Raw genomic sequence first — 12,764 nt, forward strand, 5'->3', positions numbered from 1 at the left:
CGTTGAGGGTGTGGGGGCGCCGCGGTCAGCGCACCAGGTAACCGCCGTCGACGGACAGCACGTGCCCGTTGACGAAGTCGGAGGCGGGGCTCGCGAGGAAGACGGTCGCGCCCATGAGATCGGCGACGTCCCCCCACCTCCCCGCCGGCGTGTGGTCGACGATGCGCCGGTTCGCCTCCGCGTCCCCACGCGTCTCGGAGGTAATCGGGGTGGCGAAGTATCCCGGGGCGATCGCGTTGACCTGGATGCCGTGTCCGCCGAGCTCGTCGGCGTACGCCTTCGTGAGCCCGGCGATGCCGTGCTTGGTCGCGGCGTACGCGGGAGATCCGAGTCCCCCGAGGAACGAGAACAGCGAGGCGATGTTGATGATCTTGCCCGAGCCCTGCGGGATCATCCGCTTCGCGGCCTCGTGCGACATTTCGAACGCGGCGGTGAGGTTCACCGCGACCATGGGGTCCCACTGCACGCGCCCGAACTCGGTGACGTCGGCGATGCGGCTGATCCCGGCCGAGTTGACCAGAACGTCCACGCCCCCGAACGCCTCGACGCATGCGTCGATCACGCGCGCGGGTGCGCCCTCCGCCGTGATGTCGACGCGGAGTTCCCGGTAGCCGACACCCGCCTCGGCGAGGAGAGCTGCGGTCTCGCCGCCGTCGTCGAACAGCGTCGGAACGAACATGTCGGCACCCGCTTTGGCGAGAGCGAGGGTGAACGCCTGGCCGAGACCGGTGTTGCCCCCGGTGACGATCGCCCGCTTGCCCCGGAGGGAGAAGTGGTCGAGGGAGAAGTCGGTGATGTGCACGGATGATCCTTCAGGAGTGGGTGCCGACGAAGGGATCGGCGATGCCGATGTAGGTCGTCTCGAGGTACTCGTCGATGCCCTCGAAGCCGCCCTCGCGACCGATGCCGGACTGCTTGACGCCACCGAACGGCGCAGCCGGGTTCGACACGAGTCCGGTGTTGAGGCCGAACATGCCGGTCTCCAGACGCTCGGCGAGGCGCAGCGCCCGGTTCAGGTCGCGGGTGTACGCGAAGCACACCAGCCCGTACTCGCTCGCGTTGGCGAGGCGCACGGCCTCGTCCTCGTCGCGGAACACGGTGATGGGCGCGACGGGTCCGAAGATCTCCTCCTGGAGGATGCGGGCGTCCTGCGGCACGTCCACGAGCACGGTCGCCGGGTAGAAGTAGCCGCGCCCCTGGGGGATGCTGCCGCCGAGTGCGATGCTCGCTCCGTCCTCCAGCGCGCCGGACACGAGGTCGGCGACCTTCTTGCGGGTCGACTCGTCCACGAGCGGCCCGAGGGTCGACTCCGGGTCGGTGCCGCGGGCGTTGACGTACCCTGCCATGCGTTCAACGAGCCGCGAGGTGAATTCCTCCGCCACGCTCTCGTGCACGAGGAAGCGGTTCGCGGCGACGCAGGCCTCGCCGCCGTTGCGGAGCTTTGCGAGCAGGGCACCCTCGACCGCGGCGTCCACGTCAGCGTCGTCGAACACGAGGAAGGGGGCGTTGCCTCCGAGTTCCATCGAGACGCGGAGCACCTGGTGCGCGGCGTCCGCGATGAGGCGGCGCCCCACTTCGGTTGATCCGGTGAACGAGAGTTTGCGCAGTCGCGGGTCGGTGATGAGCGGGCCCGTGACCGCGCCGGCGCGGGTCGTGGGGATGACGTTCACGACGCCGTCCGGCACTCCGGCCTCGCGGAGCACCTCGGCGAACAGGAGTGCGGTGAGCGGTGTGAGCGCGGCGGGCTTGAGCACCGAGGTGCAGCCGGCCGCGAGTGCCGGCGCGATCTTGCGCGTGGCCATCGCGAGCGGGAAGTTCCACGGGGTGATGAGCAGGCTCGGACCGACCGGTCGCTTCGCGACGAGCAGTCGGTTGCGGCCGTCGGGAGCGGTGGCGTATCGCCCGGAGATGCGGGGTGCTTCTTCCGAGAACCAGCGCAGGAACTCGGCGCCGTACGCGACCTCGGCGCGCGATTCGGCGAGAGGCTTGCCCATCTCGAGCGTCATGACGAGTGCGAAGTCCTCGGCGCGGGCCGTGACGAGCTCGAACGCCCGGCGCAGGATCTCCCCGCGCTGTCGCGGAGCAGTGGCGGCCCAGGCGGTCTGCGCCGCAGCAGCAGCGTCGAGTGCGGCCATGCCGTCCTCGGGCGTCGCATCGGCGACATGGGCGAGCACCTCACCCGTCGACGGGTCGTGCACCTCGAAGGTGTGGCCGGAGGTCGCTTCCCGCCACTGACCGCCGATCAGCAGGCCGGTGGGGACGGAGGCGATGACCTCGGCCTCGCGTGCCGCGGTCATGCGGGCATCTCCCGACGGAGGTCGCGGCCGAGTAGTTCCTCGTAGAGACGCACGGGCGTCATCTCCCCGGCGCGGTCGCCGTAGCTCGCGCGGGCTCGACGGAAGATCTGCTCGACGAGGGAGGACAGCTCGACCGGCATCCCGACCGAGCGGGCCAGATCGACGGAGAGACCGAGGTCCTTGCAGGCGAGGGCGATCGCGAAGCCCTCGTCGTAGTCGCCGTGGTCGAGGATCGACAACACGTCGCGTGAGACGAAGGTGCTGTTCGCGGGGCTCGCGATGAGCGCGTCCCGCAGCACGCCAAGGTCGACCCCCGCGGCGACGCCGACCGACAGCACCTCCGCCGTCGCGACCAGGTGGGAGAACCACAGCTGGTTGATCATGAGCTTCACGGCGTAGCCTGCGCCGGGCCCGCCGACGTGCAGGATCCGCTCCGGGTCCCCCATCGCCTCGAACACGGGACGCAGCCGCTGCACATCGTCGGCGTCACCACCGACGAAGATCTGCAGCATCCCGTTCGCGGCGCCCACTGACATCCCACTGACGGGGGCGTCGAGCAGGTGCAGTCCGCGGCCGGCGGTCGCGGCGCGCACACCGTCCAGCACGTCCGGCACCGAGGTCGACATGTCGATCCAGGTACCGCCGTCCGGCAGCCCCACCACGAGGCCGTCAGGCCCCGAGGCGACGGCCTCGACGTGCTTGGGCGTCGGCAGCATCGTGATGATGAGGTCACTGGCGGCGGCGACCTCGCGAGGGGTCTCAGCCCACCGGGCACCGCCCTCGATCAGGTCGGACGCCGACTCGCGGCGCAGATCGGTCACGACCAGCGGGAAGCCCGCGGCCTGCAGGTTGCGGGTCATTCCTGACCCCATGTTGCCGAGTCCGATGAACCCGACGGTGGGTCGGGTCCCGACCGGCGTTGGGTCGAGGACGGGGGTGGGAGAGCTCATGGGTGATGCGTGTCCTTTGTGGATCAGGCGGATGCGGTGGAAGGGGTGTAGAACGGATTGGTCGGCGCGTGCCGGGCTTCCAGCACGGCGTCGAGCTTGGGCAGGCCCGCCGCGCCGTTCGCGAGCGCGGTGCGTGTCGCCTCGCGGTTGTTGCGGTAGACCGTGTCGGCGTCGTCGGCCGCCGGATTGACCCACACTGCGGCGATGAGGGCGTGCGTGTCGGCAGCCTCGCGCGGGATCACACCGTCGGCGACGGCGTCGGCCACGCCCGCAGCGACTCCGGCCTGCGCCGGGCCCCAGATGAGGAGGCCGTGCTCGTCACCCGCCGGTGCGGCCTTCGTGACGAACAGCGTCAGGGGCTTCACCGGGAGGGAGGGGCGGAGCACCGCCACGAAGGGCACGTGCCCCTGGCTGGGGCTGGCGAGGGCAGTGGCCCACGCCGTCCCCGCAGGTCCCTCGCGGTGGCCGAGCACGGTGTTGATGTGTGCGGCGTTGACGCCGTCGCCGACGAAGCTCTCGCCGAGCTGGATGGTCGAGGTCATCAGATGAGTCCCTGCTCCTCGAGCCAGTCGATCGCGATGTCCTCGGGGTCCTCACCGTCGACATCGGCCTTGGCGTTGAGCTCCTGCATGACCTCGGTGGTCAGCAGCGGGCTCAGCTCGGCCAGCACGTCGGCGATCGCCGGGTACTCGTCGAGGGTGCTCTGCTTGAGCGTGAAGCCGCCCTGGTAGCTGGGGAAGAACTCCTTGTCGTCTTCCATCACCACGAGGTCGAGGGCGGGGATGCGGCCGTCGGTCTGGAAGACCTCGCCGAAGTTGCAGTCGTCGCCCTTCTGGGTCGCCGTGTAGATGACGCCGGTGTCGAGCATCGTGACGTTCGAGTCCGGGGCATCGAAGCCGTAGGCGGCCTTGAGACCCGGCCAGCCATCGTCGCGCGTCGAGAACTCGCTCTCGATGCAGAACGTCTGATCGGCGCTCGGCAGGGCTGCGACATCACTCAGCGTCTTCACGCCCAGCTCGTCAGCCTCCTTCTTACGGATCGCGAAGGCGTAGGTGTTGTTGAACGGCGCGGGGTCGAGCCACGCGATGCCGTTCTCGGCGTCCGCTCCCTTGACGGCATCGAACTGCGCCTCGGCGCCCTGCACCGGCGTCGTATTGCCGTTGTACGTGATCCACGACGTGCCGGTGTACTCCCAGTAGCCGAGGAACTGGTCATTCTCGAGCGCCTGACGCACGTTGGCGGAGCCGACGAGCTTCGTGTTGGCCTCGACGTCGGCACCGTGCGCATTGAGCAGTTCCGCCGTCATGTAGGCGAGGATGTACTGCTCCGAAAAGTCCTTCGAGCCGATCTCGCCAGTGAGACCTTCCAGCTCGTCGCCTTGGGCTCCGGAGCCTCCGCCGGCACCGGACGAGCAGCCGGTGAGGAGCAGAGCGCCGGCGGCGATGGCGGCGAACGAGGCGGTGGCGATGGTGCGTGTGTTCATTGCAAGTTCCTTTCGGGAAGGGAGTGTGCTGTGCATGTGAATTAGTGGTGGAGTGGTGGTGCTCAGAGGCCCTTGGGTCGAACGATGTCCTCCACGACGCCGGCGGCCCAGTCGATGAGCACGGCGATCGAGGCGACGAGGATCGCTCCGACGACGAGAACGGGATAGCGCTGCAGCTTCAGGCCGTTGATGATCATGTCGCCGAGACCGCCGGCGTTGATGAAGGTCGCGACCGTGGCCACACCGACCGCGAAGACGAGCGCGGTGCGGAGTCCCGCGAGGATCACGGGCGAGGCGAGCGGCAGCTCCACTCGGCGCAGAACCTGTGACGGGGTCATGCCCATGCCCCGGGCCGACTCGCGGATGCTGGGATCGACCTGGGCGAGGCCCGCGATCGTGTTCTGCAGCACGGGCAGGAAGGAGTAGATCACGAGTGCGAGCAGTGCCGTCGTGAATCCCGTCTGCCAGACGATTGCGAGCAGGATCACGACGCCGATCGCCGGCGTCGCCTGACCGATGTTCGCGATGCCGATCACGACGCCGCGGAACACCTTCGATCGGGAGCGGCTCACCGCGATGCCGGCGGGGATCGCCAGCACAGCCACGAGCACGGAGGCGATGATCGACAGCACGAGGTGCTCGCCGATGCGGGCCGTGATGTAGTCGGCGTTGAGCGTGCGCTGCTCGATCGAGTCGAGGTCGAGGCTCGACACCCACACGTAGGTGAGCACCAGCACGACCGCGACGACGATGAGCGGCATCAGGCGGCGCAGCAGCACGGGCATGCCGCGTCGGGGCGCGGACTGCGTGCGCAGCATCGTGGTCGCGGAGGGCACGACCTGGGGGCCGGTCACGGTCACGCCTCCTCGGCGCGACGCGCGGGGCCTTCGGAGCCCAGCGCTGCCGAGATGGCCGCCTGGTCGATCGAGCCGACGACCGCCCCGGCGCGGGTGACGTTGACGCGCGCGGCGCCGGTCAGCACCAGGGTGTCGAGGGCCTCGCGCAGCGAGGAGTGCTCGTCGACCGTGACGGCCGGGGCTGCGGCATCCGCGGATCCGATTCGCGCGTCCGTCACCGGGATCAGAGCGAGACGCTTCAGGGCGGCCCCCTCGCCGATGAACGATCGTACATAGTCGTTGGCAGGCTCGGCGAGGATGCGCGCCGGAGTGTCGAACTGCTCGATCTGGCTGCGATCGCTCAGCACTGCGATGCGGTCGCCCATGCGGATCGCCTCTTCGAAATCGTGCGTCACGAAGATGATGGTCTTGCCGATGTCGGCCTGAATGCGCAGGAACTCCGCCTGCAGCTTCTCCCGCGTGATCGGGTCGGTCGCACCGAAGGGCTCGTCCATGAGCATGACGGGCGGATCGGCAGCCAGTGCCCGGGCCACTCCGACACGCTGCTGCTGCCCGCCGGAAAGCTGACGGGGGTATCGCTGTGCGAACGTGCCCGGGTCGAGCTGCACGGTGCGCAGGAGCTCGTCCACGCGCTCGGCGATACGGGCTTTGGACCAGCCGAGCAGCTTCGGCACGATCGCGATGTTCTCGGCGATCGTGAAGTGCGGGAACAGGCCGATCTGCTGGATGACGTAGCCGATGTGCCGACGCAGCTCGTTGCCGTCGAGCGACAGCACGTCATCGCCGTTGATCCGGATCGACCCGGAGGTCGGCTCGATGATGCGGTTGATCATCTTCATCGTCGTGGTCTTGCCGCAGCCGCTGGGGCCGACGAACATGATCAGCTCGCCGGGCTCGACACGCATCGAGAAGTCCTCGACGGCGGGCCTCTGCTGACCCGGGTACTGCTTGGTGATGTGGTCGAGGACGATGTCGACGCCGCCCTGCTGCGCCGCGAGGGAGGTGAGAACGCCGGTGTTCGTTGTGATGTCAGGCACGGAGACCCCTTGAGGTGGTGAGGCGGGCGACGAGCACGAGGATGCCGTCGAGGACGAGCGCGAGGATGATCACGGCGACGGTGCCCGTGAGCGCGTAGTTGAGGGCGTTCTTCGAACCGAGCGAGCTCAGGCCCTTGAAGATGTACTCGCCGAGCCCGGGGCCGGCGACGTAGGCGGCGATCGCCGCGATCCCGACCGTGAGTTGGGCGGCGACACGGATGCCGGTCATGATGACCGGCCAGGCGATCGGCAGCTGCACCGTGAAGAGGATGCGGGTGGGGCCGAGGCCCATGCCCCGCGCCGACTCGAGCACCGAGACCGGTACTTCGCGGAGTCCCACGACGGTGTTCCGCACCACCGGGAGCAGCGAGTAGAAAACGAGGGCGACGACGGTCGGCAGCCACCCGAGGCCGAGGACGGGGCTCAGGAGGGCAAGGAGGGCGAGTGACGGGATGGTGATCGCGACAGCGGCGGCCGTGAGCACGGTGGTGCGGGCGATGCGACGGTTGCGGACCAGGATGCCGAGGCCGATGCCGATAATCGCCGCGAGGACGACTGAGACGACGACGACGACGAGGTGATCGCGGGTGAGCTCAAGAATGTCGTCCGCGCGACGCGTGAGGAAGGCCATGAGGTCTTCCCAGTTGAATCCGGTCAAGAGGGCTCCTGTCTCGTCGTTGAGGCCGGTACCGGGGATGAGACTCACGGTAGCCTTTGTGGCCATTTCGTCAAAGAGCGTTGTGTATATGGCAACCGCTGACGCTACACTCTTACCGTGACCACCACCTCCGGCGGCCCTCGCCGCAATTCCTCCGGCCTCGGACGCGACATCGAGATCCTCGAGCTGCTCGGCGGCGACGAGGCGTTGCGCTCCGGCGGACTCGGCGTCTCGCAGGTGGCACAGCTCACCGGGCGGGACAAGGCGGTCGTGTCACGCACACTCGCGACGCTCGCCGAGACCGGACTCGTCGAACGCGATGAGGAGTCGCTGCGCTACCTGCTCGGGCCGCGGCTATACGCCCTGGCGGCGCACACGGCCACGTCGACGCTCGTGCACGCCTCGCGCAGCATCCTGCGACGACTTGTGCAGTCCACGCGCGAGACGAGTCACCTGTGCGTGCTGCGCGGCGGCAACGTGCTTACGCTGCTTAGCGAGCTGAGCCCGCACGACGTGCGCACGACCGGCTGGGCGGGCACCACCACGGCCGCGTGGCGCACTCCCTCGGGTCGTGCGCTGCTGAGCGACTGGGACGAGGAGTCCCTCGCACGCTGGTATGACGACCACGGGCAGGATCAGCCCCTCGTCGGCCGTTTCGACCAGGCTGACCCCTCCGGATTCCCGGTTCTGGACTCTCCCCCGCCGGGCAACTCTCCGGTGACGGATCTCGCGAGCCTGCACACCGAACTCGGCCGTATCCGCGAGCAGGGCTACGCGCTATCGGACGAGGAGCTCGAGTTCGGGGTGGTGGCAGCCTCGGCGCCGATCATCGACTTCACGGGACGTATCGTCGCAGCCGTGAACGTAAGCGCCCCGAAGGCGCGAATCGGGCACCGCCTTGAGGCGCTTGGCGCGCTCGTCTCGCGAGCTGCGCGCGAGCTGTCGACGCGTCTAGGTATGGTCTGAACTCGCCGAAGGCGACGGCCGCGACGGCCAGAGGTATTGAGGTCGATGCAAGCCTGCCATGCTCTGAGGTGTACCGCCCAGGCGGGAGTGGTGATGAAGGTTGAGCGTGCCTGCGCTGCGAGGATCTTCCTTGAGGGGCCTGGCTACTCCAACAGTCGGGCTGCCAGTGCCCGCACCTTGAGATCGACCGAATCGCGCAGGTCACGAACCGAGTCGCTGTCCACGGACCAGTCCGCAGGGTCGGGGAACTCCCACTGCACGAGCTCGCCGGAGACCGGCCCGGGTAGTTCCAAGCCCGGCTTCATCAGCACCACCACATCAGCGTTCGCGAGGTCGTCCGGGGTGACGGCGCGCGGTACTGCCGCTGATGTGTCGATGCCGAGGTCGTCGAGGGTCGCGGCGACCGCGGGGTTGATCGCGGCAGCGGGGTGTACGCCGGCGCTGTCTGCGATCAGTCGATCGCCAGCATGCCGGGCCAGCAGGTGCGCGCCCAGCTGCGAGCGTCCCGCGTTGTGCGTACAGATGAACAGCACGGTCTGAGGGTCTGTCACGTCATCCTTCTCTCCTCCGGCGAGACACTCGCCGGATCGTTGGTATGACACCAGGCTTGCACGTTGCATTGATAAGTGTCAATATAGACGCATGTCGATTCAAGAGGTTGAGCTGATCATCATTGGATCCGGGCCCGCCGGGTATACGGCTGCGGTGTATGCGGCGCGGGCGGGCCTTGCCCCTGTCGTGCTTGCCGGTTCCGTCACCGCCGGCGGTGCGCTCATGACGACCACCGAGGTGGAGAACTTCCCCGGTTTCGTCGATGGTGTCCAGGGTCCGGAGTTGATGGAGTCGATGCGCGCGCAGGCTGAGCGCTTCGGTGCCCGCATCCTTCTCGACGACGCTGTCGCGGTCGACCTGGCAGGGCCGGTGAAGACGGTGCGCACCGGATCGGGTGACACGTACCTGGCGCGTGCGGTGATCCTCGCCATGGGGTCCGCGTACCGCAAGATCGGACTGGCCGACGAAGAGCGTCTCACCGGCCACGGGGTCTCCTGGTGTGCGACCTGCGACGGCTTCTTCTTCCGCGACCAGGAGATCGTCGTGGTCGGCGGTGGCGATTCGGCGATGGAGGAAGCTCTGTTCCTCACCCGGTTCGCGTCGAAGGTCACCGTGGTGCACCGCCGCGACACGTTCCGCGCCTCACAGATCATGGCGCAGCGGGTGCTCGAGCACCCGAAGATCGACGTCGCCTGGAACAGCGAAGTGGCCGGCATCCTCGGGACGGACAAGGTCGAGGCGGTCACGCTGCGCGACACGGTCTCCGGGGCGGAACGCGAACTCTCCGTGACAGGGGTCTTCGTCGCCATCGGGCACGACCCGCGCTCCGAGCTCGTCGCGGGCTCCGTCGACACCGACGCCGACGGGTATGTGCGGGTCGTCCACCCGTCCACCCGCACCACCCTCGACGGCGTCTTCGCCGCCGGCGACCTGGTCGATCACACCTACCGGCAGGCCATCACCGCAGCCGGTACGGGCTGCGCGGCCGCCCAGGACGCCCAGCACTACCTCGCGGCCCTCACGGACACCGCGCCCGCATTCGATGCCCAGGAGGTCCTCGCATGAGTGTCCCGATCGTGGTCACCGACGCCACATTCCACAACGAAGTCACCGACTCCGAGATCCCCGTCGTGGTGGACATCTGGGCCACCTGGTGCGGTCCGTGTAAGCAGATCGCACCGCTTCTGAACCAGCTCGCCGTCGAGTACGACGGGCGGGTCAAGATCGTGAAGCTCGACGCCGACCAGAACCCGGCCACGGTGACCGCCATCGGCGTCACCTCGATCCCCACGCTGGTCTTCTACAACCAGGGTGCGCGCGTTGACATGCTCATCGGCGCCCACGCCAAGCCCGTAATCGCAGAGAAGATGGAGGCGCTCCTCGCATGAGCACCGCAACCGCACCCACCCCCACAACGACGACCCGCCGCCTGTCGACCCTTGACCGATGGTTGCCGCTGTGGATCGGACTGGCTATGGTCGCCGGAATCCTCGTCGGCCGCTTCATCCCTGGCGTCTCCGACCTCCTCGCACACATTGAGGTTGGCGGCATCTCTGTGCCGATCGCTCTCGGCCTGCTGGTGATGATGTACCCGGTCCTCGCGAAGGTCCGCTACGACAAAGTCGCCGCTGTCACCGGCGACAAGAAGCTACTCATCTCCTCACTCGCTCTGAACTGGGTCGTCGGACCGGCACTGATGTTCGCCCTCGCCTGGGCGTTCCTTCCGGATCTCCCCGAGTACCGCACCGGCCTCATCATCGTGGGCCTGGCCCGCTGCATCGCGATGGTCGTCATCTGGAACGATCTCGCCTGCGGCGATCGGGAAGCCGCCGCCGTCCTTGTCGCCATCAACTCCGTGTTCCAGGTCATCGCCTTCTCCCTGCTCGGTTGGTTCTACCTCACCGTGCTCCCCGGATGGCTCGGACTGGACTCGCAGGGACTGGAGATCTCGGTCTGGCAGATCGCCCTCAATGTCCTCGTCTTCCTCGGCATCCCCCTGATCGCCGGCTTCGCCTCCCGCCTGATCGGGGAGCGTGCGAAGGGCCGCGACTGGTACGAAGAGAAGTTCCTTCCCAAGATCGGACCGTGGGCGCTGTACGGCCTGCTGTTCACGATTGTGTTGCTGTTCGCCCTGCAGGGCGAGCAGGTCACCAACCGGCCGTGGGATGTGGCCCGTATCGCCCTCCCGCTGTTGGCGTACTTCGCCGTGATGTGGTTCATCGGACTGTTCACCGGGAAGGCGCTCGGGCTCGGATACGCCCGATCCTCCACGCTGGCGTTCACGGCCGCGGGCAACAACTTCGAACTCGCCATCGCCGTCGCCATCGGCACCTTCGGGGCCACCTCCGGTCAGGCCCTCGCCGGCGTCGTCGGCCCACTGATCGAGGTCCCCGTGCTCGTCGGACTCGTTTACGTCTCCCTGTGGGCGGCCCGACGCTGGTTCCACACCAACCCGTACACCGCTGAAAGGATGTAGCCATGAACGTCACACTGACGACCACCGGCGACACCTGCAGTCCCGTCGCCACCCACGCGATCGGCATCGACGCTGCCACCTCGGTCGCAGCGACGCTAAAAGCGCTGTCCGACCCGCTCAGGCTGCGCATGCTGTCGGCCATCGCCTCCGATCCCCGCGGAGAATCGTGCGTGTGCGACCTGGCCGAACTGGCCGACGTCTCCCAGCCCACCGTGTCGCACCACCTGAAAGTCCTCAAAGACGTGGATGTCCTCGTCTCCGAGCGGCGTGGCACCTGGGTCTGGTACCGCATCAACCCGAACCGCCGAGGCGCGGTCACCGCTCTCCTGGACTCGTTCGCACCTGCGACCGTGAGTGAGCCGTGGAGCGTTGAGCGCACGGATGCGAGCACTCGACCCGACTTCGACGCGCGCGTGACTCATCTTGCCGATGAGCTCGCCGCCGAGATTCCGGAGGTTGACGCGGACGTGGTGCTCACCATCGTCCGCGAGTCGTACACGTCCCTTGCCCGCACTGCTCGCGTCACCTCTGCATTGATCCCCTTGACCGAGAGGTTCGCCCGGCAGCGCCTCGCTGACCTCACCAGAGACCGCGTCTCTTCCGTCCCGCAGGTGCTGTTTGTGTGCGTCGCGAACGCCGGACGCTCCCAGCTCGCCGCAGCACTCGTGAATCAGATCAGCGGCGGCAAGGTCGTTGCGCGCTCCGCAGGGTCGAATCCCGCGGACGTCATCCACCCCCATGTGCGATCATTGCTCACGGACATCGAAGGTGACATTGCCGCCGATCGGTATCCCAAGCCGCTCACCGACGACGCGGTGCGCGCGGCAGATGTGGTCGTCACGATGGGCTGCGGGGACGTTTGCCCGATCATCCCCGGCGTTCGGTACGACGACTGGGCGGTGGGTGACCCCGCTCTCGCGTCTCGCGAAGGCGTCGAAGCGATCCGTGACGATATCGCCGCACGCGTCCATGTTCTCGTCGACGACCTTCTCCGCTAACCCCTCTACCGCCCATTCAGGAGCAAACATGACTGACACCACCGTCAAGCCGTCCGTCCTCTTCGTCTGCGTTCACAATGCCGGACGGTCGCAGATGGCGGCCGGGTTCCTCCGCGAGATCGCTGGCGACCGTATCGAAGTGCGCTCGGCCGGGTCCATGCCTGCGGATCAGATCAACCCCACCGCCGTCGACGCGATGCAGGAACTTGGTATCGACATCACCGCCGAGCAGCCCAAGGTCCTCACCACCGAGGCGGTGCAGGCCTCTGACGTCGTGATCACCATGGGTTGTGGCGACGCCTGCCCGTTCTTCCCCGGAAAGCGCTACGAAGACTGGAAGCTCGACGACCCCGCTGGCCAGGGCATCGACGCCGTACGGCCCATCCGCGACGATATCCGTGGTCGCATCGAACAGCTGGTGAGCGAGCTCCTCTGAGAAGCGCACGCGCTCGACAATCCGCGACGCTGACGTGAACGGCGAGTCGGCAGT

15 protein-coding genes are annotated in these 12,764 nt (G+C 67.8%); 6 read left to right on the forward strand and 9 right to left on the reverse strand.

Annotation, left to right across the window (positions count from 1 at the left end):
• Positions 1 to 25: 25 nt before the first annotated feature.
• The 8 genes from HWD99_RS13860 to HWD99_RS13895 form a co-directional block, all read right to left on the reverse strand.
• Positions 26 to 802 (reverse strand): SDR family oxidoreductase, encoded by a 777-nt coding sequence (locus tag HWD99_RS13860; protein WP_017201959.1) that lies wholly within the window; start codon positions 800 to 802, stop codon positions 26 to 28.
• 10 nt (positions 803 to 812) lie between these two features.
• Positions 813 to 2,297 carry an NAD-dependent succinate-semialdehyde dehydrogenase gene (locus tag HWD99_RS13865; protein ID WP_017201958.1) on the reverse strand — a complete coding sequence of 495 codons (1,485 nt, stop codon included), beginning with the start codon at positions 2,295 to 2,297 and terminating at the stop codon, positions 813 to 815.
• Positions 2,294 to 3,247 (reverse strand): NAD(P)-dependent oxidoreductase, encoded by a 954-nt coding sequence (locus HWD99_RS13870; protein ID WP_017201957.1) that lies wholly within the window; start codon positions 3,245 to 3,247, stop codon positions 2,294 to 2,296. The genes HWD99_RS13865 and HWD99_RS13870 overlap by 4 nt, the downstream gene beginning before the upstream one ends.
• 23 nt (positions 3,248 to 3,270) lie before the next feature.
• Positions 3,271 to 3,789, reverse strand: coding sequence for a formaldehyde-activating enzyme (gene fae / locus HWD99_RS13875; protein WP_017201956.1), 519 nt, complete (start codon positions 3,787 to 3,789; stop codon positions 3,271 to 3,273).
• Positions 3,789 to 4,730: a glycine betaine ABC transporter substrate-binding protein gene (locus tag HWD99_RS13880; RefSeq protein WP_017201955.1), complete on the reverse strand. Its 942-nt coding sequence runs from the start codon at positions 4,728 to 4,730 to the stop codon at positions 3,789 to 3,791. Before HWD99_RS13880 ends, fae begins: the two co-directional genes overlap by 1 nt.
• 62 nt (positions 4,731 to 4,792) lie before the next feature.
• Positions 4,793 to 5,590 (reverse strand): ABC transporter permease, encoded by a 798-nt coding sequence (locus tag HWD99_RS13885; RefSeq protein ID WP_017201954.1) that lies wholly within the window; start codon positions 5,588 to 5,590, stop codon positions 4,793 to 4,795.
• Positions 5,587 to 6,624: an ABC transporter ATP-binding protein gene (locus HWD99_RS13890; protein WP_017201953.1), complete on the reverse strand. Its 1,038-nt coding sequence runs from the start codon at positions 6,622 to 6,624 to the stop codon at positions 5,587 to 5,589. The genes HWD99_RS13885 and HWD99_RS13890 overlap by 4 nt, the downstream gene beginning before the upstream one ends.
• Positions 6,617 to 7,330, reverse strand: coding sequence for an ABC transporter permease (locus HWD99_RS13895; RefSeq protein WP_017201952.1), 714 nt, complete (start codon positions 7,328 to 7,330; stop codon positions 6,617 to 6,619). Before HWD99_RS13895 ends, HWD99_RS13890 begins: the two co-directional genes overlap by 8 nt.
• A gap of 69 nt (positions 7,331 to 7,399) precedes the next feature.
• Here HWD99_RS13895 and HWD99_RS18705 point away from each other — a divergent pair, with 69 nt between their 5' ends.
• A complete protein-coding gene (locus HWD99_RS18705) occupies positions 7,400 to 8,248 on the forward strand; it encodes an IclR family transcriptional regulator (protein ID WP_017201951.1) in 849 nt (282 codons plus the stop codon).
• Between the two features lie 143 nt (positions 8,249 to 8,391).
• Here HWD99_RS18705 and HWD99_RS13905 read toward each other — a convergent pair whose 3' ends face one another.
• Complete coding sequence (locus HWD99_RS13905; protein WP_061015352.1) at positions 8,392 to 8,799, reverse strand: low molecular weight phosphatase family protein; 408 nt, start codon at positions 8,797 to 8,799, stop codon at positions 8,392 to 8,394.
• A 91-nt stretch (positions 8,800 to 8,890) separates the two neighbouring features.
• On the opposite strand from HWD99_RS13905, the gene trxB reads away from it, so the two are divergent.
• Genes trxB through HWD99_RS13930 form a run of 5 tightly spaced genes read left to right on the forward strand, consistent with a single transcriptional unit; the run spans position 8,891 to position 12,710 of the window.
• Complete coding sequence (trxB, locus tag HWD99_RS13910; protein WP_061015351.1) at positions 8,891 to 9,865, forward strand: thioredoxin-disulfide reductase; 975 nt, start codon at positions 8,891 to 8,893, stop codon at positions 9,863 to 9,865.
• On the forward strand, positions 9,862 to 10,188 hold the full coding sequence (trxA, locus tag HWD99_RS13915; RefSeq protein WP_061015350.1) for a thioredoxin: 327 nt from the start codon (positions 9,862 to 9,864) through the stop codon (positions 10,186 to 10,188). The genes trxB and trxA overlap by 4 nt, the downstream gene beginning before the upstream one ends.
• Positions 10,185 to 11,276 carry an ACR3 family arsenite efflux transporter gene (gene arsB, locus HWD99_RS13920; RefSeq protein ID WP_026049682.1) on the forward strand — a complete coding sequence of 364 codons (1,092 nt, stop codon included), beginning with the start codon at positions 10,185 to 10,187 and terminating at the stop codon, positions 11,274 to 11,276. The genes trxA and arsB overlap by 4 nt, the downstream gene beginning before the upstream one ends.
• A 2-nt stretch (positions 11,277 to 11,278) precedes the next feature.
• Positions 11,279 to 12,274 (forward strand): metalloregulator ArsR/SmtB family transcription factor, encoded by a 996-nt coding sequence (locus HWD99_RS13925; RefSeq protein ID WP_124894638.1) that lies wholly within the window; start codon positions 11,279 to 11,281, stop codon positions 12,272 to 12,274.
• Positions 12,275 to 12,302: 28 nt separating this feature from the next.
• Positions 12,303 to 12,710, forward strand: a complete 408-nt coding sequence (locus HWD99_RS13930) for an arsenate reductase ArsC (protein WP_017201945.1) — start codon at positions 12,303 to 12,305, stop codon at positions 12,708 to 12,710.
• Positions 12,711 to 12,764 lie beyond the last annotated feature (54 nt).

Origin of the sequence: Microbacterium sp. C5A9, from assembly GCF_022627955.1 — a bacterium.
GTDB lineage: Bacteria > Actinomycetota > Actinomycetes > Actinomycetales > Microbacteriaceae > Microbacterium.